At 69.7% G+C, this 24831-nt stretch carries 18 protein-coding genes, 5 tRNA genes and 1 pseudogene; 13 read left to right on the forward strand and 11 right to left on the reverse strand.

Annotation, left to right across the window (positions count from 1 at the left end):
- Nucleotides 1-221: 221 nt before the first annotated feature.
- From AB0L71_RS27035 to AB0L71_RS27045, 3 genes and pseudogenes are all read left to right on the forward strand, one after another.
- Complete coding sequence (locus AB0L71_RS27035) at nt 222-1466, forward strand: MFS transporter (protein WP_365247706.1); 1245 nt, start codon at nt 222-224, stop codon at nt 1464-1466.
- Complete coding sequence (locus AB0L71_RS27040) at nt 1405-2652, forward strand: ATP-grasp domain-containing protein (protein ID WP_365247708.1); 1248 nt, start codon at nt 1405-1407, stop codon at nt 2650-2652. The genes AB0L71_RS27035 and AB0L71_RS27040 overlap by 62 nt, the downstream gene beginning before the upstream one ends.
- Nucleotides 2653-2743: 91 nt before the next feature.
- Nucleotides 2744-3044: pseudogene (locus AB0L71_RS27045) on the forward strand (site-specific integrase); the annotation flags it as partial.
- A gap of 33 nt (nt 3045-3077) precedes the next feature.
- On the opposite strand, the gene AB0L71_RS27050 reads toward AB0L71_RS27045, so the two are convergent.
- The 3 genes from AB0L71_RS27050 to AB0L71_RS27060 form a co-directional block, all read right to left on the reverse strand.
- A tRNA-Lys gene (locus tag AB0L71_RS27050) sits at nt 3078-3150 on the reverse strand.
- A 451-nt stretch (nt 3151-3601) separates the two neighbouring features.
- Nucleotides 3602-5740 carry a DEAD/DEAH box helicase gene (locus tag AB0L71_RS27055; protein ID WP_365247831.1) on the reverse strand — a complete coding sequence of 713 codons (2139 nt, stop codon included), beginning with the start codon at nt 5738-5740 and terminating at the stop codon, nt 3602-3604.
- 235 nt (nt 5741-5975) lie between these two features.
- The gene (locus AB0L71_RS27060) at nt 5976-6554 is read right to left on the reverse strand and encodes a hypothetical protein (protein WP_365247710.1); all 579 of its coding nucleotides are present in this window, start codon (nt 6552-6554) and stop codon (nt 5976-5978) included.
- A gap of 292 nt (nt 6555-6846) precedes the next feature.
- On the opposite strand from AB0L71_RS27060, the gene AB0L71_RS27065 reads away from it, so the two are divergent.
- The 4 genes from AB0L71_RS27065 to AB0L71_RS27080 all read left to right on the forward strand — a co-directional run bounded on the left by AB0L71_RS27065 (nt 6847) and on the right by AB0L71_RS27080 (nt 7697).
- Complete coding sequence (locus AB0L71_RS27065) at nt 6847-7197, forward strand: metallopeptidase family protein (RefSeq protein ID WP_365247712.1); 351 nt, start codon at nt 6847-6849, stop codon at nt 7195-7197.
- 215 nt (nt 7198-7412) lie between these two features.
- Nucleotides 7413-7485: transfer RNA gene (locus AB0L71_RS27070), tRNA-Glu, on the forward strand.
- 38 nt (nt 7486-7523) lie between these two features.
- Nucleotides 7524-7598: transfer RNA gene (locus AB0L71_RS27075), tRNA-Asp, on the forward strand.
- Nucleotides 7599-7620: 22 nt separating this feature from the next.
- Nucleotides 7621-7697: transfer RNA gene (locus AB0L71_RS27080), tRNA-Phe, on the forward strand.
- A gap of 38 nt (nt 7698-7735) precedes the next feature.
- On the opposite strand, the gene AB0L71_RS27085 is transcribed toward AB0L71_RS27080, so the two are convergent.
- Together AB0L71_RS27085 and AB0L71_RS27090 are read right to left on the reverse strand one after the other, a co-directional pair.
- Complete coding sequence (locus tag AB0L71_RS27085; protein WP_365247714.1) at nt 7736-8584, reverse strand: cytochrome c biogenesis CcdA family protein; 849 nt, start codon at nt 8582-8584, stop codon at nt 7736-7738.
- Nucleotides 8581-9393: a thioredoxin domain-containing protein gene (locus AB0L71_RS27090; RefSeq protein ID WP_365247716.1), complete on the reverse strand. Its 813-nt coding sequence runs from the start codon at nt 9391-9393 to the stop codon at nt 8581-8583. Before AB0L71_RS27090 ends, AB0L71_RS27085 begins: the two co-directional genes overlap by 4 nt.
- A 225-nt stretch (nt 9394-9618) precedes the next feature.
- Here AB0L71_RS27090 and hrpA point away from each other — a divergent pair, with 225 nt between their 5' ends.
- Both hrpA and AB0L71_RS27100 read left to right on the forward strand, forming a co-directional pair.
- Nucleotides 9619-13551 carry an ATP-dependent RNA helicase HrpA gene (gene hrpA, locus AB0L71_RS27095; RefSeq protein WP_365247718.1) on the forward strand — a complete coding sequence of 1311 codons (3933 nt, stop codon included), beginning with the start codon at nt 9619-9621 and terminating at the stop codon, nt 13549-13551.
- Nucleotides 13552-13666: 115 nt separating this feature from the next.
- Nucleotides 13667-13741, forward strand: a tRNA-Asp gene (locus tag AB0L71_RS27100).
- Nucleotides 13742-14600: 859 nt separating this feature from the next.
- Here AB0L71_RS27100 and bldC read toward each other — a convergent pair.
- A complete protein-coding gene (gene bldC / locus AB0L71_RS27105) occupies nt 14601-14807 on the reverse strand; it encodes a developmental transcriptional regulator BldC (protein ID WP_003949541.1) in 207 nt (68 codons plus the stop codon).
- 521 nt (nt 14808-15328) lie between these two features.
- The gene (locus AB0L71_RS27110) at nt 15329-16174 is read right to left on the reverse strand and encodes a hypothetical protein (RefSeq protein ID WP_365247720.1); all 846 of its coding nucleotides are present in this window, start codon (nt 16172-16174) and stop codon (nt 15329-15331) included.
- A 172-nt stretch (nt 16175-16346) separates the two neighbouring features.
- Here AB0L71_RS27110 and AB0L71_RS27115 point away from each other — a divergent pair, with 172 nt between their 5' ends.
- Nucleotides 16347-17429 carry a Glu/Leu/Phe/Val dehydrogenase dimerization domain-containing protein gene (locus AB0L71_RS27115; RefSeq protein WP_365247722.1) on the forward strand — a complete coding sequence of 361 codons (1083 nt, stop codon included), beginning with the start codon at nt 16347-16349 and terminating at the stop codon, nt 17427-17429.
- A 321-nt stretch (nt 17430-17750) separates the two neighbouring features.
- A complete protein-coding gene (locus tag AB0L71_RS27120; protein ID WP_365247724.1) occupies nt 17751-18011 on the forward strand; it encodes a DUF3073 domain-containing protein in 261 nt (86 codons plus the stop codon).
- Nucleotides 18012-18175: 164 nt separating this feature from the next.
- Here the strand turns inward: AB0L71_RS27120 and purM are convergent, their stop codons facing one another.
- A complete protein-coding gene (gene purM / locus AB0L71_RS27125; protein WP_365247726.1) occupies nt 18176-19243 on the reverse strand; it encodes a phosphoribosylformylglycinamidine cyclo-ligase in 1068 nt (355 codons plus the stop codon).
- A gap of 60 nt (nt 19244-19303) precedes the next feature.
- Nucleotides 19304-20830 carry an amidophosphoribosyltransferase gene (gene purF, locus AB0L71_RS27130; RefSeq protein WP_365247728.1) on the reverse strand — a complete coding sequence of 509 codons (1527 nt, stop codon included), beginning with the start codon at nt 20828-20830 and terminating at the stop codon, nt 19304-19306.
- A 485-nt stretch (nt 20831-21315) separates the two neighbouring features.
- On the opposite strand from purF, the gene AB0L71_RS27135 reads away from it, so the two are divergent.
- Complete coding sequence (locus tag AB0L71_RS27135; RefSeq protein WP_365247730.1) at nt 21316-21408, forward strand: putative leader peptide; 93 nt, start codon at nt 21316-21318, stop codon at nt 21406-21408.
- A gap of 223 nt (nt 21409-21631) precedes the next feature.
- Entirely contained in the window at nt 21632-23086 is a 1455-nt protein-coding gene (locus tag AB0L71_RS27140; RefSeq protein WP_365247732.1) for a sulfatase-like hydrolase/transferase, read from the forward strand.
- A gap of 143 nt (nt 23087-23229) precedes the next feature.
- Here the strand turns inward: AB0L71_RS27140 and AB0L71_RS27145 are convergent, their stop codons facing one another.
- Both AB0L71_RS27145 and AB0L71_RS27150 read right to left on the reverse strand, forming a co-directional pair.
- On the reverse strand, nt 23230-24030 hold the full coding sequence (locus tag AB0L71_RS27145) for a sterol carrier family protein (protein WP_365247734.1): 801 nt from the start codon (nt 24028-24030) through the stop codon (nt 23230-23232).
- Nucleotides 24031-24136: 106 nt separating this feature from the next.
- Nucleotides 24137-24775 (reverse strand): helix-turn-helix domain-containing protein, encoded by a 639-nt coding sequence (locus AB0L71_RS27150; RefSeq protein WP_365247736.1) that lies wholly within the window; start codon nt 24773-24775, stop codon nt 24137-24139.
- Nucleotides 24776-24831 lie beyond the last annotated feature (56 nt).

Below are 24831 nucleotides of genomic sequence, written 5' to 3' on the forward strand. Positions count from 1 at the left end.
GCCCGGCATTTCGGAACGCGGACACGGGAATGCGTGCATCCTCCGGCTGACCACGGCTGCGGAGAGCACGGTCCAGGCGACTCGGTGACACGCACGAACGACGGGGGAGCATGAGCCACGAAGCGAGCAAGAAAACGGCCGAAGCACCCCACGGGGACGGGGGCGGCAATTCGCCCGCACCGCCGCACGCCTCCATGCCAGGCCCCCAGGTGGCACGTTTCGTGGGAGGTCGCGGACTGGCCGCACTCGGGGACCAGTTCCTCCTGTTCGCCATTCCGCTGCTGGCCTTCAAGATGACCGGCAGCGCGTCGCAGACCGGTCTGATCTTCCTGATCGAATGGCTGCCCCGGGTGCTGTTCCTTCCGGTGGCCGGGGTGTTCGCGGACCGAATACGCAGCTACGTCCTGTACATCGGCTCGGACTTCGTCCGCTCAGCTCTCGGGCTCACCGCGTTCGCCCTGATATTCCTGATCCCTGACGGGAAGTTCATCATCCTGTGCGTGCTCGCCGCCGGTATGTCGGTGGCCGGCGCTCAGTCGTACATCGCCCTCGAGGCCACGCTCCCTCGATTTGTCCCCATGGACCAGATGGTCCGGGCGCAGTCGATCATCCAGGGCACGGAGCAGACCAGCGAGGTCATCGGCCCGGTGCTGGCCGCACTGCTCGCTTCGGTGCTCCCGACGACCAGCCTCCTCGCGGTCATCGGCGTGGTGTACGGCCTGACCACGCTCAACACCTTCTCGCTGAGGCGCTGGCTGCGCGCCGAGACACTCGCCGTGCCCGCCGGAGAACGCACCACGGTCCGCTCGGTGGCCACCGGCATCGCCGATGGCGTGACGACCCTGCTGAAGCTGCCCGCGATCCTCGGCCTGGTCGGACTGACCATGACGGTCAATCTCATGGTCGGCGTCGGCATGGCCACCAGCGCCGCCACCACCGTGGGCGTCTTCGGCCAACCCGACAGGTACTTCGGGGCTTTGAGCACCGGGGCCGGAATCGTCGGCATCGTGACGTTCTTCTTCGTCCCGAGGATGATGAAGCGGCTGAATCCTTTCGTCGCCCTGATGACGTCCTACTCCCTGATCTGCCTGGGCGGCATCGGAGTGGGTCTGGCGAACACCTTCACGCAGTACGCGGTGAGCTATGCGGTGCTTCTCGGAACCGTCGGGTTCTTCAACGTCGTCATCCGCACGGAACGCGTCAGGAGGATTCCGCGCGAGCACTTCGCGAAGACGATCGCCATCATCATTCTCCTGAACCAGCTGTCCCTGCCCCTGGCCGGACTCCTGGTCACCCTCTTCACGCAGTCCTTCAGCCCCCAGAGCATCGCCCTGGGTTCCGTCATCGGCTCTGTCTGTGCCGGCGTCCTGCTCATTCCGCTTCTCGCACGTCTGAGGACCCATCATGCGCATCCTGATCCTGCACCGAGTCACGGACAAAATGATCCGGCACGCGACCGGAATTGACCACGCGGCCCACGACGTCACCTATGTCGGCCCCGCGGACCGGCTGGCCACCCTCCCGTCCGATCTCCGCTGCACGCGCATCGAGCGTCCCGACACCGGTGACCTCACGGAGGAGGTGCTGGCCGCGGTCGACGGGCTGCCCGCCTTCGACATGGTGCTCGCGCTCTCCGAGTTCGACCTGATCGCCGGCGCCCGGGTGCGGGCCGCCCTCGGGGTGCCCGGCGACCGGGAGGAGGACATCCTGCCCTGGCGCGACAAGGTGATCATGAAGTCCATGGTCGCCGCGGCTGGTCTGCGGGTCCCCCGCTTCCTGTCCCTGCCCGAAGCCCTGGCGGCCGGCCCCGAGGGGCTCCCCTGGGCCGGCGAGACGGTGCTGAAGCCGCTGGACGGCGCAGCGAGCATGAACGTCCACATCTACCCGACGCCGGACGAGGCCCTGACGGCGGTCCGCGAGGCCGGAGTGGTGCCCGAAGGTCCCGAGCGGGACGGCTTCGAGGTCGAGGAGTTCGTCACCGGCCCGATCATCCACGTGGACGGCATGCTGATCGACGGCAAGCCCATGGCGATCCAGGCCAGCCGCTACGTCGGCACCTGCCTCGGCTACGCGGAAGGCACGCCGCTGGGCTCGGTGCAGATCGAGATGACCCCGGAAATGAGCCGCTGGACCGCCGACTGCCTCGCCGCCGTCAACATCACCACCAGCCTCTTCCACCTCGAAGGCATCGAGACCCCGGACGGGCTGGTCTTCCTGGAGGTCGGCGCCCGCTTCGGCGGCGCGGACGTGGTGGACACCTTCGAGCTCGCCACCGGGGTGCACCTGCCCTCCCGGTATCTGCAGATGGTCACCGGCGGCGTGGCCGCCGAGGACCTGACCTGGCCCGATTCCGACGGGTCCCGCTACGGCTGGTTCTGCTGGCCGAGCCACAAACTGGGCGCCGAGTACTGCCGGATCGAGGGCGCGGACGAGTTCCGCGAGAGCCCGCTGGTGTACCGGTGGAGCCAGCGGACCGAGGACGAGCCGATCAAGACGGTGCTCAGCTACGCGGACACCGACATCCCGCTGGCCGGCGTCGTCGGCCCCGGCGACTCGGCCGAGCTCGACCGTTTCCTGTCCGATGCCTTCGCCTCCATACGCGTCGAACCCGTGACTCCGGCGGAGCCCGTCGGCGCGGAGTCGGCCGGCTGACTCGCCGTGGCCATGCCGGGCTGCGAGCAGCCCGGCATGGCCACGACTCGTCCTCCCAGACCCTGGGACCGCTCCGCCGGGGTCTGCGGTTCTTCCGCCGATCACCCTCCGGGATCTACCACACGTTTCCGCGACCCTCGCGCACAGCGGCGGAGGCAACCTCCACACGATCAAGGAGACGCTCCGCCACTCCACGATCACGCCGACCTCGGACACGTACACGAGCCTGCTGCCTGAGGTCGACGGGGCTGCGGCAGAAGCCGTGACTGCGCCGGTGCCTCGTGCCCGTAAAACCGCCTCCGTAGCGGCTGCTGCCGGGCCGTCCGCTCACGCACAAGACCGGGAGCGACGGAGCGCCCCGACCGGCGGAAACCGATCGAGGCGCTCAGTAGCAGGTCAGAGGGGTAACCCCTCCCTGCTCGCGGTAGGCCGTGTGGGACTCGAACCCACAACCAACGGATTAAAAGTCCGCTGCTCTGCCAATTGAGCTAACGGCCCTCGGCGAATCACCCCTGAGCATAGCCCGCCGTGGCGCTGTCGCCGATCGGGTATCGGTTACCGGGCCACGTCACGGGGATCAGGAGAGGCTCACGGAGGTGCGGGCGGGGTTCCGCGCGCCGACGGCGCCGTGGCAGGGGAGACCCCTGTCGGGGGTAGCCGGCCGTCCTCGTGACGGGCCGACACATCGTCGTGACCGTCGCCGTCGAGGTCTCCGGCACCCGCGATCCTCGTGAAGGCGATCCAGGACGAACGGATCCTCGACGAGGCGCGGACGAACAACGACCAGCCACCACAAGGGGCTCGAGCCATGCTCCCGGCCGGATCCCTGCGCGAGTCGCCGGATGCCGGCAGTCGCCCCGATACGAAAAGACAGCGGGCCCGCTCGTGAGGAGCGGGCCCGCTGCGCGAAGAGGTTCAGCAGACCCTGGGCGGGGCTGCCTCACGGCGTTCAGCCGTTGCGCTTCCACCGCGGCTTGTCGTCGCGGCGGCCGAAGGAACCGGAGTTGGTGCCACCGCGGTGGTCGTCACGGCGGCCGTAGGGGCGGTCGCCACCGGAGCGGAAGCCACCCGACGGGCGGTCGTCACGACGGTCGCGGTTGAACGGGCGGTCGCTGCCGCCGGAGCGGAAGCCGCCGGAGGGGCGGTCGTCGCGACGGTCGCGGTTGAAGGACGGACGGTCGTTGTCACGGCGCTCGAAGGAACGGCCACCACGGTCGTCACGACGCTGGAAACCACGGTCACCACCACGGTCGCCACCGCGGTCGTCACGGCGGTCGCGGCTGAACGACGGACGGTCGTTGTCACGGCGCTCGAAGGAACGGCCACCACGGTCGTCACGACGCTGGAAACCACGGTCACCACCGCGGTCGTCACGACGGTCGCGGCTGAACGACGGACGGTCGTTGTCACGGCGCTCGAAGGAACGGCCACCACGGTCGTCACGACGCTGGAAACCACGGTCACCACCACGGTCGCCACCGCGGTCGTCACGGCGGTCGTGACCGCCCCGGTGACCGCCACGGCTGTCCCGGCGCTCGAAGTTGCCGCGCTCGTCGCGACGGTCGTCGCGGGCGGGCTGCTCCGGTACGGCGGCGGCCTCGATCGCGGCCTCCGCCTCCGCGGCGGCCTCGGCCACCGCGGCCTCGGGGTCGTCGCCCCGCTCACGCGCGGCCCGGGCGACCAGGCGGTCGGCCTCCTCGCGCAGTTCACCGGCACGGCGCTGGACGCGCTCCAGCTGCCGGGTCAGGTCGGCGACCTCGCGCTCGGCCTGCTTGGCGGCGTTGCTCGCCGAGTCGGCCTGGACCTCGGTCAGCGAGCGGGCGCCGGTGATCTCGGCGACGTCCGGGTCGAAGGCGCCCGCACCGCCCACGATGTGGCGCGAGGCGTCGACGCCCGCCTCCTCCATGAGGCGGAAGATCTGGCGGCGCTGGTGCGGCAGGGCCAGCGAGACGACGACACCGGACTTGCCGGCCCGGGCGGTACGGCCCGAACGGTGCAGGTAGTCCTTGTGGTCACCGGCCGGGTCCACGTTCAGCACCAGGTCGATGCCGTCGACGTGGATGCCGCGGGCGGCGACGTCGGTCGCGACGAGGGCGTTGACGTAACCGTCCTTGAAGTCGGCGAGCACGCGGGTACGGGCACCCTGCGTCATGCCGCCGTGCAGCGCGTCCGCCTTGACGCCCGCCTCGACGAGCTGCTCGGCGATGCGGTCGGCGCCCAGCTGGGTGCGGACGAAGATGATGGTGCGGCCCTTGCGGGCGGCGATGGCGGAGGTGACCGGCGCCTTGTCCTTCGGCTTCACGACGAGGACGTGGTGCGTCATGGTCGTGACGTTGCCCTGGGCGCTGTCGACCTCGTGGCTCACCGGGTCGTGCAGGTAACGCTTGACCAGCGTGCCGATCTCGTTCTCCATCGTGGCGGAGAAGAGCATGCGCTGACCGCCGACCGGAACCTGGTCGAGCAGCTCGGTGACCTCGGGCAGGAAGCCCAGGTCGGACATCTGGTCGGCCTCGTCGAGGACGGCGATCTGGACGTTCTCCAGGGAGCAGGCACCCCGGTTGATGATGTCGCGCAGCCGGCCCGGGGTGGCGACGAGGACGTCGACACCGCGCTCCAGGGCGTAGATCTGGTTGCCCATCGACGTACCGCCGCAGACGACCTTCATCTTCAGGCCGAGCACGTCGCCGTACGGCTGGAGCGCGTCCGCGACCTGCATCGCGAGCTCACGGGTCGGGGTGAGGATGACCGCGCGGGGCTTCTTCTTCTCGGTGTGGCCGCCGGCCAGCGTGGCCAGGGTCGGCAGACCGAAGGAGAGCGTCTTGCCGGAGCCGGTGCGGCCACGGCCCAGGATGTCCTTGCCGGCCAGGGCGTCCGGAATGGTCGCGGCCTGGATCGGGAAGGGGCTGGTCACACCGTTCTGCGCGAGCTTGCGGACGATGCCCTCGGGCAGCCCCAGGTCGGCGAAGCCGATGGTCGGCTCGGCGTCGGCGTCGGCGGAGTCGGGCTGGGGGGCGTCGGCCTCGACGGACTCGGCGACGACGGCCTCCGCGGCCTCGATGAGCTCGTCGTTCTCGATGTTCTCGGGCATGACGGTGTGGTCAGAACTGGAAATTGACATGCGAAATGCGAAACCTTCCGGAGTCTCGGCACGCGCCCATAACTCCGTGATTCGCAATTTCGACCGCCTCAATGCGGTCCAGCCACGGCAAGGGAGAGTACGCGCCACACGGCGCGCTTCTGTTTCGGCGCCGGGCAATGGGATCAAACGATCTAACACCATACGCACTCCCTCCCACTTTGCGCAAACCGGCCTCTCCGCCCCGCTACACCGGCCCCGCCTGCGGCGACGCCTCCGGCGTCCGGAGCGACGCCGGACCCGGACCCTCCAGTGCGCTCACCACGTCGCTGCGGAACCCGACCGCCGACGAGGCGGAGGGCTGCGGCGACGGCTCCGCGGGCCCCGGGTCCGGCCCCGGGGAGGCCGGCGGCTCGGAAGCGGCCGGGCCGGACGGCGGCGGGGTCACCGGCCGCTGCGGGGCCTCCGACGCCGGGGGCGAGGCCGAGGATGCCGGGAGCCCGCCGCCCTGCGTCGCTCCCTGACCGCCGGGACCTGCCCCGCCGGGTGCCTCGGAGGAAGCGGCAGGGACGTCCGGCTTCGCCGATGCCGTGCGCTCGGGCGCCTCCCGTCCGGAGTGCGCCTGCTCGCCGCCACCGCCGGTGCGGGCACCGCCGGTGCCGGCCACGGTGCCGCCGTCCGGCTCGGCCACGCTCCCCCTCACCCCGGACGGCGGCGATGCCGGGGGCTCTTCTCCGCCGCCACCGACGCTCATACAGCCTGTGGACGCGGCGACCGTCACGGTGACGACGGCCGCCCATCGGACGCGGGCGGACAGCTGGCGCACGGGGGACACCTCCGGGGTACGAAGAGGGGCGGAGCGGTACAGGAAGCAGGGGACTCCGTGCCCAACTCCCAATCCCCCGCCGGGGACACGCCCCGCCCCATGCCCTCCCGCCCCCGCAGCGCAGGGGCGGCGACCCCATCCAGGACCGGTGGCACGGCACCGGAACCGGCCGGCGGCCCCGTCCCGGAAGCCGACGAGGGCCGCCCGGTCCACGGGACACGTACCGGATCCGCCGCCGCGTCCCCTGGTCCGCGATCGCCCCGGACAGGCGATCGTCCCGGACAATGGGGATGTGCTGGAGATGACGCGCGACGCGTTCGAAGAGTTGGTGAGCGAGGCCCTCGACAAGATCCCGCCGGAGCTGACGCGGGTCATGGACAACGTGGCGGTGTTCGTCGAGGACGAGCCCGCCGCCGGCGACCCGGAGCTGCTGGGTCTCTACGAAGGAACACCTCTCACGGAACGCGGTGAGTGGTACGCCGGGGTCCTCCCCGACCGCATCACGATCTACATGGGCCCGACCCTGCGCTTCTGCGAGACCAAGGAGGAGGTCGTCCACGAGGTGGCCGTGACCGTCGTCCACGAGGTGGCGCACCACTTCGGGATCGAGGACGCGCGGCTCCACGAACTGGGCTGGGGCTGACGTCCGCACGGCCGGGCCTCCCCCGGGCCGGACCGCTCCCCGGACGCCCCGGCCCGCTCCCCCGCCCGGGTCCCCCACCCACCGGCCCGGGCCCTCCCACTCCCCGCCCGGGCCCCTCCCACGACGTCCCCACAAACCGTTTTGGCGATAGCCGCCGCCATCCCATATGCTTCTCACGTCCCCGACGCGCTGGAAAGCGCGCAGGTGGGCCCTTAGCCCTCATCGTCTAGTGGCCCAGGACGCCGCCCTTTCAAGGCGGTAGCACGGGTTCGAATCCCGTTGGGGGCACGCATCAACGTGTGCGAGACTTGTCTCGCACATTGCTAGGTCCTGTGGAGCAGTTTGGAGTGCTCGCCACCCTGTCAAGGTGGAGGCCGCGGGTTCAAATCCCGTCAGGACCGCTGCAGCCTTTATGAGCTGCGTGGCTGGGTAGCTCAGTTGGTACGAGCGATCGCCTGAAAAGCGATAGGTCGCCGGTTCGATCCCGGCCCCAGCCACCACCCGAAGGCCCCGTCCGATGGACGGGGCCTTCGTCGTGTCAGGCCTCTTCCCGCTCCGCCGAGTTCACGCCCCTGCCGCGCCACGCCCGTACCGCCAGGACCAGCAGCACCATCGCGACCACGGCCACCAGCGCCACCGCGTCCGACACCTGCGCACCGATGCGCTGCACCCGCTGCTCGACGGCGAACGACTCGTCCACATCGAACAGGCCGGGCAGCGCCGTCGTCCCGTCGTACGCGAGGAAGAGCGCGCCGAGGGCGATGAAGAAGAGCCCCGACAGCAGCGTCGTGCTGTGCAGCTCGAATCGGCCGAGCCGGAGGGTGCGACCGCGCAGCCATGCCCGCCGCCCCAGGTCGAAACGCTCCCAGAGCAGCGCGAGCAGGAAGAGCGGGACCGCCATGCCCAGCGCGTAGACGGCGAGCAGCAGGCCGCCGTAGGCCGGGCTGCCGCCGACCGCCGCCACGGTGAGGACGCTGCCGAGGATCGGCCCCGCGCAGAAACCGGCCAGGCCGTACACGGAGCCCAGCGCATAGACCGATACGGCGGTGGCCGGGCGGATCCGGCCGCTGAGCGCGCTGATCCGGCGCGAGGCGAAGCCCAGGCCCACGATCTGCGCGACGCCGAGCGCAATGATCAGCCACCCCGCACCGAGGACGAACGCGTCACGGTGGCCGTAGAAGAGCCGCCCGGCGTACGAGCCGGCGGCACCGAGCGGGACCAGGGTGGTGGCCAGACCCGCGTAGAAGATGCCGGTGCGGGCCAGGAGCCGCGAGGCGGAGTCGATGGAGTACGCGAAGAAGGCGGGCAGCAGCAGCGCGCTGCACGGACTGACCAGGGCGAGCAGTCCGCCGAGAAAGGCCGCGACATAGCCGATGCCGGTTGTCATCCCGCGCCGCCCGCGACGTCCTCGGCGCCCGCGGTGCCGCTCCTGGCGCCCGTGCCGCTCTTGGCGTCCTCCGTGGTGCGGGCCGCCTCGGCCGCCGCCTCGATGGCCTCGGCGAAGGCCGCCAGCGGCTGGGCCCCGGCGAGCGGACGGCCGTTGATCAGAAAAGACGGGGTGGAGGTCGCACCGATCCCGTACCCCTGTTCCTGGTCCTTGCTCACCGCGTCGGATGCGGCGGAGCTGTCGGCGTCACGCACGAACCGGTCCAGGTCCGCGACCCCGGCCTGCCGGGCGAGCGCCTTCAGCCGGTCCTCGCCGAACCCCTTCTCCTTGGCCCCCTCGGCGTACGCGGCGCGGTGGAACTGCCAGAAGCGGCCCTGCTGCCCGGCTGCCCAGGCGGCCCGTGCCGCGGCCTGCGACTGGGCACCGAAGATCGGGAAGTTGCGCCACTCGATGCGCAGGGTGCCGTGGTCGACGTACTTCTCCACCAGGGCGGGTTCGGTGTCGCGGGCGAACTTGCCGCAGTAGCCGCACAGGAAATCGGCGTACTCGATGAGGACGACGGGAGCGTCCACCCGGCCCTGCGCGAGCCCGTCACCGGCGTCGCGCCGGGCGAGCCCCGCCAGCTCCGGATAGACCCCGGCATCCGGGTCCGCGGTGACCTCGGCGACCGGCGAGGAGGCGGAGGGACCGGAGGGGTCGGGGGCGGTGGCCCGATAGGAGACGAAGCCGAGCAGAGCGGCAGCGAGGACCACTCCCGCACCGTAGAACAGCGGCTTCCTGGACGACTGCGTACGTGAGGACGGGGGCATGCGGGACTCCGTGCTGGTGACGCGGGAGGGAGGAGGGGCGGCCGGCCGGGGTACGCCGTGCCCGCACCCTCAGTACAAGAAGCCCGGACGGGTACAGCAGGTGGTCAGCTGCCGGAAATGGTACGTGCTGCGACTCCGCATATCCGTGCAGTGACGAGAGGGTGACCCGGACCGCATGAAATACGCTCGCCGTTCCTCGGGCCCGGGTGAGATCCTGGACCCCGTATGTCTACTTCCTTCGCTGATCTCCAGTCCCAGCTCGGACAGCTCTCGCTCCGCGATGCACACCGGCTCGGCCGCCGTCTCGAAGGGGCGCGCCGCATCCGCAAGCCCGAGGCCCGGCAGTCCGTGCTGGACGAGATCGCCGTCGAGTCCGGAAAGGCAGCCGAACGGCTCGCCCTGCGTGCCGAGCGCATGCCCACCGTGTCGTACCCGGAACAGCTCCCGGTCAGTCAGAAGAAGGACGAGATCCTGGCGGCGATACGCGACCACCAGGTCGTGATCGTCGCCGGGGAGACCGGCTCCGGCAAGACCACGCAGATCCCCAAGATCTGCATGGAGCTGGGCCGCGGTGTCCGGGGCATGATCGGGCACACCCAGCCGCGCCGGATCGCGGCCCGTACGGTCGCCGAGCGTGTCGCGGACGAGCTGAAGTCCCCGCTGGGCGAGGCGGTCGGCTGGAAGGTCCGTTTCACCGACCAGGTGAACCCGGACGCGACGTTCGTGAAGCTGATGACGGACGGCATCCTGCTCGCCGAGATCCAGACGGACCGCGAGCTGCGCGCATACGACACGATCATCATCGACGAGGCCCACGAGCGGTCGCTGAACATCGACTTCCTGCTCGGGTACCTGGCCCGGCTGCTGCCCAGGCGCCCGGACCTGAAGGTTGTCATCACCTCGGCGACGATCGACCCCGAGCGGTTCGCGCGCCATTTCGGCGAGGCCCCGATCGTCGAGGTCAGCGGGCGTACCTACCCGGTCGAGGTGCGCTACCGCCCTCTCCTCGAGGAGGACGGCGACGACGCCGACCGGGACCAGGTCACCGCGATCTGCGACGCCGTCGACGAGCTCCAGTCGGAGGGGCCGGGCGACATCCTGGTCTTCCTCTCCGGCGAACGCGAGATCCGCGACACCGCGGACGCGCTGAACAAGAAGAACCTCCGCCACACCGAGGTGCTCCCCCTCTACGCCCGGCTCTCGCACGCCGAGCAGCACCGCGTCTTCCAGCGCCACACGGGACGCCGGATCGTCCTGGCGACCAACGTCGCCGAGACCTCACTGACCGTCCCCGGCATCAAGTACGTGATCGACCCGGGCAACGCCCGGATCTCCCGTTACAGCCACCGCACCAAGGTCCAGCGGCTGCCGATCGAGCGGATCTCGCAGGCCAGCGCCAACCAGCGCAAGGGCCGCTGCGGCCGCACCTCGGACGGCATCTGCGTCCGGCTGTACTCCGAGGACGACTTCCTGACCCGCCCGGAGTTCACCGACCCGGAGATCCTGCGGACGAACCTGGCCTCCGTCATCCTGCAGATGACCGCGGCCGGCCTCGGCGACATCGAGAAGTTCCCCTTCATCGACCCGCCGGACCACCGCAACATCCGCGACGGCATCCAGCTCCTCCAGGAGCTCGGCGCACTGGATCCGAACGAGAAGGATCCGAAGAAGAGGCTCACCCCGCTCGGCCGGAAGCTCTCGCAGCTGCCCGTCGACCCGCGCCTGGCCCGGATGGTCATCGAGGCCGACCGCAACGGCTGTGTCCGCGAGGTCATGGTGATCGCCGCCGCGCTCTCCATCCAGGACCCGCGCGAGCGGCCCTCGGAGAAGCAGACACAGGCCGACCAGCAGCACGCCCGCTTCAAGGACGAGACCTCCGACTTCCTGGCGTTCCTGAACCTGTGGCGGTACATCCGTGAGCAGCAGAAGGAGCGCGGCTCGTCCAGCTTCCGCCGGATGTGCAAGCAGGAGTATCTGAACTTCCTGCGCATCCGCGAATGGCAGGACATCTACGCGCAGCTGCGCACGGTCGCGAAGCAGATGGGTATCGAGCTGAACGGGGAGGACGCGCCCGAGCAGTCGGTGCACACCTCGCTGCTGGCCGGGCTGCTCTCGCACATCGGGCTGAAGGACACCGAGAAGAACGAGTACCTCGGCGCCCGCAGCGCCAAGTTCGCGATCTTCCCCGGATCGGCGCTGTTCAAGAAGCAGCCGCGGTTCGTGATGTCGGCCGAGCTGGTCGAGACGTCCCGGCTGTGGGCGCGGGTCAACGCCCGGGTCGAGCCCGAGTGGATCGAGCCGCTGGCCCAGCACCTGCTGAAGCGCACCTACAGCGAACCGCACTGGGAGAAGGACCAGGCAGCGGTGATGGCGTACGAGCGCGTCACGCTGTACGGGGTACCGATCATCGCCCAGCGCAAGATCAATTTCGGCCGCATCGACGCCGAGACCTCCCGTGATCTGTTCATCCGCAATGCCCTGGTCGAGGGCGACTGGCGGACGCACCACCAGTTCTTCCACGACAACCGCAAGCTCCTCGGAGAGGTCGAGGAGCTGGAGCACCGCGCCCGGCGCCGCGACATCCTCGTGGACGACGAGACGCTCTTCGACTTCTACGACCGGCGCATCCCCGAGCACGTGGTCTCCGGGGCGCACTTCGACTCCTGGTGGAAGCACAAGCGCCGGGACGAGCCGGACGCGCTGGACTTCGAGCGCTCGATGCTCATCAACGAGAAGGCCGGGGCGGTCACCAAGGACGACTACCCGGACTCCTGGCGGCAGGGGAAGCTCAAGTTCCGGGTGACGTACCAGTTCGAGCCCGGCGCGGACGCGGACGGCGTCACGGTCCACATTCCGCTCCAGGTGCTCAACCAGGTCACCGCGGAGGGCTTCGACTGGCAGATCCCCGGCCTGCGCGAAGAGGTGGTCACGGAGCTGATCCGCTCGCTGCCCAAGCCGGTCCGCCGGCACTACGTTCCCGCGCCGAACTACGCGGGCAAGTTCCTCGACCTCGCGGTCCCCCTCCAGGAGCCGCTGCCGGTCACGCTGGCCCGGGAGCTCCAGCGCATGGTCGGCGTCCCGGTCGACGCCGCCGACTTCGACCTGACGCGCGTCCCGGACCACCTGAAGATCACCTTCCGGATCGTCGACGAGCGGCGCCGCAAGGTCGCCGAGGGCAAGGACCTGGAGGCGTTGAAGCTCCAGCTGCGCCCCAAGGCCCGCCAGGCCCTCTCCAAGGCCGCTGCGGCCACCGCGGGCCCGTCGGGCGAGTCCATCGAGCGTTCGGGCCTCACGGACTGGACGATCGGCACGCTGAACCAGGTCTTCGAGACCCGGAGGGCCGGCCAGCCGGTCAAGGCGTACCCGGCCCTCGTCGAGCAGGAGGGAGCCGCGGCGGGCACCGTCGCCGTACGGCTCTTCGACACCGAGGCCGAGCAGCAGAAGGCGATGTGGCGCGGCACTCGGAAGCTGATTCTGCTGAACATCCCGGTGAACCCGGCGAAGTTCGCCTCGGACCAGCTGACGAACCAGCAGAAGCTGGCCCTGTCCCGCAATCCGCACGGCTCCATCCAGGCGCTCTTCGAGGACTGCGCGACGGCGGCCGCCGACCGGCTGATCGGCGTGCACGGCGGCCCGGCCTGGGACGAGGAGTCGTACCGCAAGCTGTACGACCAGGTGCGTGCCGACCTCGTCGCCCTGACCGAGCACACCGTCAAGCAGGTCCAGCAGGTGCTCGCCGCCTGGCAGTCCTGCGAGCGGCGCCTGAAGGCCACCAACAGCCTCGTCCTGGTCAACAACGTCACCGACGTACGGAACCAGCTCGCCGCCCTCGTACCCCCCGGCTTCGTCACCGCGACCGGGCTGCGCAGGCTGCCCGACCTGATGCGCTATCTGGTCGCGGCGGACCGCCGGCTCCAGCAGATGCCCACGGCCGTCCAGCGCGACACCACGCGCATGGAGAAGGTCCACGAGATGCAGGACGAGTACGCCTGGCTGCTCGAACAGATGCCGCAGGGCAGGCCCGTCCCGCAGGAGGTCCTGGACATCCGCTGGATGATCGAGGAGCTCCGGGTCAGCTATTTCGCGCACGCCCTGGGGACCGCCCAGCCCGTCTCCGACAAGCGGATCATGAAAGCGATCGACGCCGCTGCCCCGTGAGACGCACCCGGTCACCGGCGTAATGGACCGGGCACCTTGGGTGAGGTCGACCAGACCCTCTGACCTGCTGTACAGTCTGTCTTCGCAGCCAGCCGCAAGGCAGCAGCGAAAACCTGGTCCTGTGGAGCAGTTTGGAGTGCTCGCCACCCTGTCAAGGTGGAGGCCGCGGGTTCAAATCCCGTCAGGACCGCAGTAAAGAAAGCCCGGATCCACTGGATCCGGGCTTTCTCGCGTCCTGCCGCCGACATCTTCCGACGGGCAGTCAGAGAGCGGCGACCGCCGCGCACTTCGCGGGCACGGGACGGTGGCCCACGGGGAGGTGGCGCGTACGGCGACGCCCATGGCGCACGAGACCCGCACACTTCCGCGCGCCCATCCGGCCGCCGCTTCCGACTGCCGCCACCTCGCGCCCCGACGCCCCGGTCCACCATCGCCTTCCGCGACTCTCCAGGGGCCCGTGACGGCCTCTCGGACGCCCCTCCCCGCCCCGCCCCGCCGGTTCTGTGCGTGGGGGCCCCAGAACGGCACACAGAGGGGTCTGGGCAACCAAGGACCAAAGCCCCTCCATCGAGTGACCAATGGCGAGGCAATCCACTCCCCGGAAGTGGCAGCCTGGTACCCGGCGCGGCCCATGCAGTGTGATAGGAGTCACTCAAAGAGTTTCAGGAAGGTGTGTCTTTACTCCCTCCCTACAACTGGCGAATTTAATATGTGCAATTGCACCACTCGGACGGGAGCACCACAGGACATTCCGAACCGTGCCGACCCAACCTCCCCAGCCCCTCGGGGTCAGGCCCACACAAGCCCGAACAGGCCCACACACAGACGCATCGCCACCCCTGACCAGAGCCAACCGGACGTCCGGTTTCCGACATCGCCGGAGAACAGAAAAATCGCGCTGGACCCGGCGGAGTCCAGCGCGATGAACGACGCACCCGTATGGAACAGGTATGGCGCCCGTTGGGGCGGACGCCCGTCATGTGGAGCTATGGGGGGCTTATGCGGGTTGGGGGGCCCGCTAGCCCAGTTGTGGCGCGGCAGGGGGTGTGTCAGGCCTCGCTGCGCTGCTGCGGGATACCCGCAAGCAGTGCGCGGACCTCTGCCTCGCGGTACCGGCGGTGTCCACCAAGCGTGCGGATGGACGTGAGCTTGCCCGCCTTGGCCCAGCGGGTAACCGTCTTCGGGTCCACGCGGAACATCGTGGCGACCTCAGCCGGGGTCAGCAGCGGCTCGGCATCAGGGGTGCGAGCGGTCATGAGCGGCCTCCTCGGGAGAACCGAACCATCTCGGTTCTTTCCTCTAAATTCTGCACCTTGACCCGCGTTGCCCGAAATGGCGGACGCGGGTCGAGTCGGTTATAGGACGAACGGCTTGTCCTCGGCACTACAACTACACCATCCGTCCAGCCGCGTCGGCCAAACCGATGGAATTGCCCTCCCAGGTGTTCATCAGCGACGGAAGCCGATGGACCATGCCATAGCGGACAGTCACGCCACCGTGACGATCAGTCACAGGACGATCAGGAGTCACCAGACCCCCCATAGCATGCAATGCAGAGCATTCCGCCCTTAGTTGGGCGGATGGAGCCCTCCCCGGGCTCCTTGTCCTATTTTGGCACGAGGAGTAGGGAAGGACGCAAGGGCCCAGTTAGTGCAATCCATCACGCTTGAGGCATAGGCCCGGTTCGGGACGTAGGTCCTGTGTCCCAAGACACACCTGCGCCCCTCCAGCTTCACGGGTCACACGCGTCACACGTTCAGACGCCCAGGGAACCACGTCAGTTCGCGAACTGACGATCTTTTACCGCCCGCCAGCGCTCCACCAGCCGTCCGTAGGCCGCACCGGCCCCCTCGGCGTCGCCCGCCCGCAGCGCCGCGATGCCCTCGGCCACATCGGCGGCCGAGCGGTCCTCGGCCAGCCGCTCCGGCGGCAGCGCGTGCACCAGGCCGGCGTAGTCCAGTTCCACCAGTGCGCGCGGATGGAACTCCTCCAGCCAGCGCCCCACCTCCACGAGCCGCTCGGTCAGCGGACCCTCGTCCACGTTCTCGCGCAGCGCCTTCAGGGCCCGCGCCAGCCGACGCCGGGCCTGGACCATCGGCGTCCGGTAGCGCAGCACGGGCGGCTCACCGTCCTCGCCCGCCTCCGTGTACTCCCGCTCCTCGTCGCAGAAGAGCGTGAACCAGTACACCGGGACCTGCCAGACCGACGTGAGGATCCAGGGCCTGGCGTCCGGATTGCGCTCCGCCCACCGCTCGTGGTCCACGACCGCCTGGCCCCGCACCACCGGGGGCAGTACGGCGTCGAGCACCGGTCCGGGGAACATCTCCATCAGTTCCCCCAGCGCCAGCCACCCGCGCAGCCTGGTCCGCCACGGACAGACGCACACCACTCCGTCGATCTCGGCGACGAACGCGTCCGCGCTCTCGCGCACGGGCACGCCGACCGGCGGCGTGGCCACCAAGTCGGCAAGGGAACGACGCAGTTCGTCCTGGGCGGTGGGGATACGGGCCCGCCCGGCGTAACGCGTCCAATGGGTGCGCTCGGGCTCCGGGAAGGCTGCCAGCGGCTCGTACACCCGGAGGTAGGACGCGTAAGGGACGAGTACTGAAGACACCACCGCCATGCAGCAAATCGTGTCATGCCCGTACTCCGCCGGGGGGTGATCCTGAGCACTGGAACAGATCTACGCCCGCGTAGGACTTACTCTCGTGCCCATCGGACCGGCCGTGCGGCCGGGCCGCGGCCCTCCCCACCTCCAGGAGGGTCCCGCCGCTTCGTACTTGGGAGTCACCACAGTGACCGATGTGACCGACGGCGTCCTGCGCACCCTGTTCCGCTCGGATCAGGGAGGCCACGAGCAAGTCGTGCTCTGCCAGGACCGCGCCAGCGGCCTCAAGGCTGTCATCGCCCTCCACTCCACCGCCCTGGGCCCGGCCCTCGGCGGCACCCGGTTCTACCCGTACGCCTCCGAGGAGGAGGCCGTCGCGGATGCTCTGAACCTGTCACGCGGTATGTCCTACAAGAACGCCATGGCCGGTCTCGACCACGGCGGCGGGAAGGCCGTGATCATCGGGGACCCCGAGACGATCAAGTCCGAAGAGCTGCTGCTGGCCTACGGCCGGTTCGTGGCCTCGCTCGGCGGCCGCTATGTGACGGCCTGCGACGTCGGCACCTACGTCGCCGACATGGACGTCGTCGCCCGCGAGTGCCGCTGGACCACCGGCCGCTCCCCGGAGAACGGCGGCGCCGGCGACTCCTCCGTCCTCACGGCGTTCGGTGTCTTCCAGGGCATGCGGGCCTCCGCCCAGCACCTCTGGGGCGACCCGACGCTGCGTGGCCGAAAAGTAGCGGTCGCCGGAGTCGGCAAGGTCGGTCACCACCTGGTCGAGCACCTGCTGTCGGACGGCGCGGAGGTCGTGATCACGGATGTGCGCGAGGAGTCCGTCCGCCGCATCACCGATCTGCATCCCGAGGTCGCGGTCGCGACGGACACCGCGGCACTGATCCGCACCGAGGGTCTCGACATCTACGCCCCGTGCGCGCTCGGCGGCGCCCTGAACGACGACACCGTTCCGGTGCTCACGGCGAAGGTGGTGTGCGGTGCGGCCAACAACCAGCTCGCGCACCCCGGGATCGAGAAGGACCTCGCGGACCGGGCGATCCTGTACGCACCCGACTACGTGGTGAACGCCGGCGGTGTCATCCAGGTCGCCGACGAGCTGCACGGCTTCGACTTCGACCGGTGCAAGGCGAAGGCGACGAAGATCTTCGACACCACTCTCACGATATTCGCACGTGCAAAGGATGATGGGATTCCGCCGGCCGCCGCGGCCGACCGGATCGCCGAACAGCGCATGGCCGAAGCACGCCGTAGCTGACGGTCGCGGGGCGTCACTCGCCGCCCCGCACCTTCCCTGCCCTTTCCCTTCGTCCGACCCGCCGACCTGCGAGAGAAGACTCACGCCGGTCGGCGGGTCGCATGCCGAGAAGAGGCTAAAATCGCAGTTGACCAGCGAGGAAAGGGCTTCTCGCCGGTCTCCTTCCGAGGCACGTGATGCGGGCGGCGTACCGCATGGCCGCGGAAGCAGGTACCGTTGAAGCCCTACAGGCACGGTCTCTCTGTCGAGAGTCCGTCCTGAAACATGAACGCGTGTCAAGACTCTGGGGCCGTCGAGCCCCGTCACCGAGGGGGTCGAGCCATGGGGCGCGGCCGGGCAAAGGCCAAGCAGACCAAGGTCGCCCGCCAGCTGAAGTACAGCAGCGGCGGGACTGACCTGTCGCGTCTGGCCAGTGAGCTGGGCGCATCGACTTCGAGTCAGCCACCGAACGCGGAGCCGTTCGAGGACGACGACGAGGAAGACGACCGGTACGCACAGTACGCGGATCTGTACAACGACGACGACGACGAAGAGGACGAGGACGACACGTCCAGTTCGTCGTCGCAGCGCCGCGGCGCTTGACCTCGCGCTGACACTTCAACCCGGTCCAGGCCCGTCCCGGACCGGGTTCTGTGTTGCCTCGACACGGTTCCGCGACAGCATCGTTCCGGCACCGCGCGGTGTCCGGGAACGAAGGTGCGCAGGAGCGAAGTGGCGACCGGGCAGGACCCGGTCGCCACTTCGCACTACCGTGCGTAGTCGCCCACCAGCTCGGCGCCCGAGGTGTGTGCCCCACGCTCCGTGATCTCGCCGGCGACCCACGACTCGACACCGCGGTCGGCGAGCGTCGTCAGGGCCACGTCCACGGAAGAGGCGGGGACGATCGCGATCATCCCGACGCCCATGTTCAGCGTCTTCTCCAGCTCCAGCCGCTCGACCTGCCCCGCCTTGCCGACCAGGTCGAAGACCGCGCCGGGCGTCCAGGTGGACCGGTCGACCCTGGCGTGCAGTCCGTCCGGGATGACCCGGGCCAGGTTGTTGGCCAGGCCACCGCCGGTGACATGGCTGAAGCCGTGCACCTCGGTCGTCCGAGTGAGGGCGAGGCAGTCCAGCGAGTAGATCCTGGTGGGCTCCAGGAGCTCCTCACCGAGCGTCCGGCCGAACTCCTCGACCTCCCGGTCCAGCGCCCAGCCGGCCCGGTCGAACACCACATGGCGGACGAGCGAGTACCCGTTGGAGTGAAGACCGGACGACGCCATCGCGATCACGACGTCACCCTCGCGGATACGTTCCGGGCCGAGCAGCTGGTCGGCTTCGACCACACCGGTACCGGCACCGGCGACATCGAAGTCGTCGGGGCCGAGGAGCCCCGGGTGCTCGGCGGTCTCGCCGCCGACCAGGGCGCAGCCGGCCAGGACACAGCCTTCGGCGATGCCCTTCACGATGGACGCGACACGCTCGGGGTGCACCTTGCCGACGCAGATGTAGTCGGTCATGAAGAGCGGCTCGGCACCGCAGACGACCAGGTCGTCGACGACCATGCCGACGAGGTCGTGGCCGATGGTGTCGTACACGCCCATCTGGCGCGCGAGGTCGACCTTCGTCCCGACGCCGTCGGTGGCGGAGGCGAGCAGCGGACGCTCGTAACGCTTGAGAGCAGAGGCGTCGAAGAGTCCGGCGAAACCGCCCAGGCCACCAAGGACCTCGGGGCGCCGTGTCTTCTTCACCCACTCCTTCATCAGTTCGACGGCGCGGTCGCCGGCCTCGATGTCGACGCCCGCTGCCGCGTAGGAAGCACCTGTTGTCTCAGACATGGCCTGGGATCTTTCGTGTGGAGATACGGGGCTGGTGGCCAGAGGGATACGGCCGGGCCGTCACGGACGACGCAGCGCGTCGGACGCGGCGGTTGCCGCAGGGCCTGCCGCCAGCTCGGTCTCCAGCAGCTGCTTGCCGAGCAGCTGCGGATCCGGCAGCTCCATCGGGTACTCGCCGTCGAAGCAGGCGCGGCACAGGTTCGGCTTGGCGATCGTCGTCGCCTCGACCATCGCGTCGAGCGAGATGTACGCGAGCGAGTCGGCACCCATCGACGTACAGATCTCGTCGACCGTCATGCCATTGGCGATCAGCTCGGCGCGGGTCGCGAAGTCGATGCCGAAGAAGCAGGGCCACTTCACCGGCGGGGACGAGATCCGGATGTGGATCTCGGCGGCTCCGGCCTCGCGGAGCATCCGGACCAGCGCGCGCTGGGTGTTGCCGCGGACGATCGAGTCGTCGACGACCACCAGGCGCTTGCCCTTGATGACTTCCTTGAGCGGGTTCAGCTTGAGCCGGATCCCCAGCTGGCGGATGGTCTGCGACGGCTGGATGAAGGTCCGGCCGACATAGGCGTTCTTCACCAGTCCGGAGCCGAACGGGATGCCGCTGGCCTCCGCGTATCCGATGGCGGCGGGGGTACCGGACTCCGGGGTCGCTATGACCAGGTCGGCTTCCACGGGGGATTCGGCAGCCAGCTTGCGGCCCATCTCCACCCGGGAGAGATAGACGTTGCGCCCGGCGATGTCGGTGTCGGGGCGGGCCAGATAGACGTACTCGAAGACACAGCCCTTGGGCTTCGCTTCCGCGAAGTGCGAGCTGCGCAGGCCGTTCTCGTCGATGGCGACGAGCTCGCCCGGCTCGATCTCGCGGACGAAGCTGGCACCGCAGATGTCGAGGGCGGCGGACTCGGAGGCCACCACCCAGCCGCGCTCCAGCCGACCCAGAACCAGCGGGCGGATGCCCTGCGGGTCACGGGCCGCGTAAAGGGTGTGCTCGTCCATGAAGACGAGGGAGAAGGCGCCCTTCACCTCGGGGAGCACCTTGGGGGCCGCCTGCTCGATGGTGAGCGGCTTGCCGTCCTCGTCGACCTGGCCGGCGAGCAGGGCGGTGACCAGATCGGTGTCGTTCGTCGCGGCGACCTGGGTGGAGCGGCCGTCCTTGCGGGGAAGGGCGGCGACCATCTCGGCGAGCCGGGCCGTGTTGACCAGGTTGCCGTTGTGGCCCAGGGCGATCGAGCCGTGCGCGGTCGCACGGAACGTCGGCTGCGCGTTCTCCCACACCGAGGCACCGGTGGTGGAGTAACGGGCATGACCGACCGCGATATGGCCCTGGAGAGATCCCAGAGACGTTTCGTCGAAGACCTGCGAGACCAGTCCCATGTCCTTGAAGACCAGGATCTGGGACCCGTTGCTCACTGCGATGCCCGCGGACTCCTGTCCACGGTGCTGCAGGGCATACAGTCCGAAATAGGTGAGCTTGGCGACCTCTTCACCCGGAGCCCAGACACCGAAGACGCCGCAAGCGTCCTGGGGGCCTTTCTCGCCGGGGAGCAGGTCGTGGTTGAGTCGTCCATCACCACGGGGCACGCCACCGAGTGTAGGCGAGGTCGACCACTGGTCCGAATTCGGGATACCGGTCCCGAGCACCGGGTAAGCGCCCCGGAGGACCTTTCGAGGATTCTGCGGGACGATCACTTGGAGTGATTGATTCCGGAACATCAGGGCGCTAGGAGCCGGCGCGAACCGGCCACAGGGCGGGGGCCGCCGGACCAGCGGCCGTTCACCGACCCGTTCCGGCACGCCCGAAGCCGTCCTGCCGGGACGGACCGTGGCGCTCGGTGAGTCGACGACGCTCCATCAGAGAGTCTGCCCGAACGTCTGTTTCGTGGCGAGCCTCACACCTGACAGGTTCGCATCCGGCCTCCCGAACGGGCTCGCACCAGGCGGAGCGGGGTCTTCGCGCCGCCGGCCGGACCAGGCCGGGCCTGGTCCGGGCACCGAATCGCACCCGGCGGTCCACAGTGCGAGACCCTCATTGACAGGCGCATGACCGATTGACAGTCTCCTGCCCCATGCAGCCTCTCGGCGACCGCACGGTCACGCTCGTGGAGCGCCGCCACGTCGATCTGGGACGTGTCGCGAGCGCCATCTGTCGCTGCACCTGATTCCCCGGCGCGCTCCCGGCCTTTTCTTCTTCTGCGCCTTTGTCGCGCACGGCCGGTACCGCTTCCCCCTCTCCGCCGCGCGCCGGCTGCGGCCACACCCGCCTCCCGTCACCCGCGCACGGCCGCACGCACCCGGAACCGCGGCCGGCTCCTGACGGTGGCCGACGGGTCCCACCTCCCCTTCCGCCGCTGCCCGCGATCCAACCCTGCCTTCGGAGCATTCATGTCGTCACAAAATTCGAACTTGCGTTCCCATGCGTCGCATGCGCCGCTGACCCGGCGCGCCTTCGGGGCCGCTGTCGGTGTCACGGCCGCCACCGCCGCCGTGGGAATCCCGGCCGCCTCCCCCGCCTCGGCGGCCCCCGTGGCCGAAGAGGTCCACGAGCGGCCCTTCCGGGCGGCCCGGGGCAAGCACTCCCGGCGGCCCAACATCCTCTTCATCCTCGGCGACGACCTCGGCTGGGCCGACCTCTCCTCCTACGGATCGCCGCACATCCGCACGCCCCATCTGGACCGGCTGGGACAGCAGGGCGTGCGATTCACGGACGCCTACTCCGGTTCCGCCACCTGCTCCCCCACCCGGTTCAGCCTCTACACCGGGCGCTATCCGGGCCGTACCGAGGGCGGGCTCGCCGAACCCATCGCGGACCGGTCGGTGGGGCTTGAACCCACCCACCCCACGCTCGCTTCGCTGCTGCGCGGCGCCGGGTACGCCACCGCGCTGATCGGCAAGTGGCACTGCGGCTATCTGCCCGACTACAGCCCGACCAAGTCAGGATGGGACGAGTTCTTCGGGAACTTCGGCGGCGCGCTGGAGTACTACTCCAAGCTCGGCCTGGGCGGCGAGTACGACCTGTACGAGGGTGATGCCGAGTACCGGGACCTGCGTTACTACACGCGGATCCTGACCGAGCGGGCGAGCGAGTACGTCCAGCGCGAGCACGACAGGCCGTGGCTGCTCAACCTCAACTTCACCACCCCGCACTGGCCGTGGATCGCGGAGGGCGACACGGCCGAGAGCGCCGAGGTCGTCCGAAAAATCAAGGCCGGGGGCCTGTCGGCCCTGTTCCACGCCGACGGCGGCACGGTCGAGAAGTACCGGCAGATGGTCGAGGACCTGGACCGGTCCGTCGGTGAGGTGCTGAAGGCCCTGGCGCGATCCGGCCAGGAGGAGGACACCCTTGTCTTCTTCGCCAGCGACAACGGCGGTGAGCGGTTCTCCTACCAGTGGCCGCTCTCCGGCAACAAGAGCTCCCTCCTGGAGGGCGGCATCCGGGTTCCGGCGGTGCTGCGCTGGCCCGCCAGGATCGATCCGCACCAGGTGAGCGGTCTGCCGGTGTTCTCGCCCGACTGGACGGCGACCCTGCTGGAGCTCGGCGGCGCCCGGCCGGACCCGGCATATCCGCTGGACGGCATCAGCCTCGCCGGGTACCTGCTGCGGGGTGAGGAGCCGCAGGAACGAGATCTGTTCTGGCGGGTGCGCAAGGAGCGGGCGCTGCGGCGCGGCGACTGGAAGTACTACCGGGGCAGCGGCGGGCGGGACCAGCTGTTCCAGCTCTCCCGGGACCAGCGGGAGCAGGCCGATCGTGCCGCCGCGGAGCCGGAACTGCTGGCCGAGCTGCGGGCCTCCTGGGAGCGGACGGACGCCGGCCTGCTGCCGTACCCGACGGGATCCTGAGCCGGTCCGCGGCCTCGGTGGCCGACACCCGTGTCCCTTGCCGTTCTCCGCGGTGAGGGACAGGGCCGCCGCGCGTATCCGCGGACGGCCTCCCGGAGACGGGGTCAAGCCGCCGCGAGACGACGCCGGCGGCCGTTCCCGGCTCATCTCATCAGCGGCAGCAGGGCGGAGAGGTCGGCCCGCTCGCCACTGGCGTCGAGCTTTGCCGCGTCGAGGGCCCGCTCCCATGTGGTGCGTCCGGTGGCGAGCCGGATCCAGGTGAGCGGATCGGTCTCGACGACGTTGGGCGGCGTACCGCGGGTGTGCTTGGGGCCCTGGACGCACTGGACGACCGCGAACGGCGGGATCCGCACCTCGACCGAGCCGCCCGGGGCCCTGTCCGCGAGGGCGTCGGCGAGCAGCCGGGTACAGGCGGCGAGCGCCTGCCGGTCGTACGGGATATCGAGCCCGGCCGCGTCGTTCAGGTCGTCGGTGTGCACGACGAGTTCGACGGTACGGGTGACGAGGAAGTCGGCCAGCCGCATCGTCCCGGCCGGGGCCTGCAGCAGCCGGTCCTCCGGGGCGCCCGGCACCAGCTCCTCGAACCGTTCGGCGACCTCCCCGTACAGCGCGTCGAGATCCGGCCGGTCCGCGGCGAGCGCCTTGGTGCCGTCGGCGATGGGGGCGGCCCGGTCGGCCGTCGAGAACGGCCAGTCGAGGAGGGCCACCTCGGGGGCGGCCAGGGCCGGTTCGGGCTGTTCCAGCATCCGGACGAGGTGCGAGAGGCCCATGGTCAGATGGGCGGCCAGTTCGCGCACCGTCCAGTCCCCGAGCCGGGTCGGCCCGGCGAGCTGTTCGGGCGTCAGGCCCCGTACGGCTGCGCGGACGTGGGCGAACTGCGCCAGAACCGCGGTGCGGGTCCTGGCGGGGTCGTAGCGACGGGCTCGTTTCCGGGACGGCGGCATGGTCCAGGAGCCTACCGACAGCCCTCGGGCCGGGCTGACCTTTCCGCCATCCGCCCACGGGCGGGGCACGGTTCCCCGGACTCGGCCCAGGTGTACGGGCGCGGCCTCAGGACCTGGTCGCGAAGGAGCCGATCCCCTGGTCGAGCAGGTCGAAGCCCCGCCCGGCAAGCATCAGGGCATCCGGCACGACCTGGTCCGCCGACTCCCCCGCCAGCAGCCGCAACTGGTTGTGCACGATCAGACCGTTCCGGGTGGCGATCAGCTGCGCGGCCGCGATCCTGACGAGAGCCGGCTCCTCACCCTCGTCGACCAGGACCTCCGCGAGCAGGTCGAGGGAGCGCAGGGAGGACGCATGAGCCCGGATGAGCAGCGCCGGGGTCTCCTGGATCAGCCGACGCAGTTCGAGCGCCAGTGGTGCGTCGCTCATCCCGACCGAGGGGTCGTGGGCCTCGACGGCCGCCAGGAACTGGCGCCGCGCCGCGTCCGTCGCGGACTCGCCTACGGCCCGGTCCCGCACCACGCGCGCGACATCGCCGATGTGCTCCTCCAGAGGGGCGAGGACCAGGTCCTCCTTGCCGGCGAAGTAGTTGAAGACCGTCATCTTCGACACGTCGGCCGCCTCGGCGATCTCGGCGACCGAGACCTGGTCGAAGCCGCGCTCGGCAAAGAGTCCGGCGGCCGCGCTCAGCAGACGGTGGCGCGTCTGGAGCTTCTTGCGCTCGCGCAGGCTCATCCCCTCAGTCATGGCCGCACCGTACCAGGATGAATATTGACCTCTGCCCAATTCTTGACTTGATCCAT

The sequence above is a fragment of the Streptomyces sp. NPDC052052 genome (genome assembly GCF_040680455.1).
Taxonomy (GTDB): domain Bacteria; phylum Actinomycetota; class Actinomycetes; order Streptomycetales; family Streptomycetaceae; genus Streptomyces.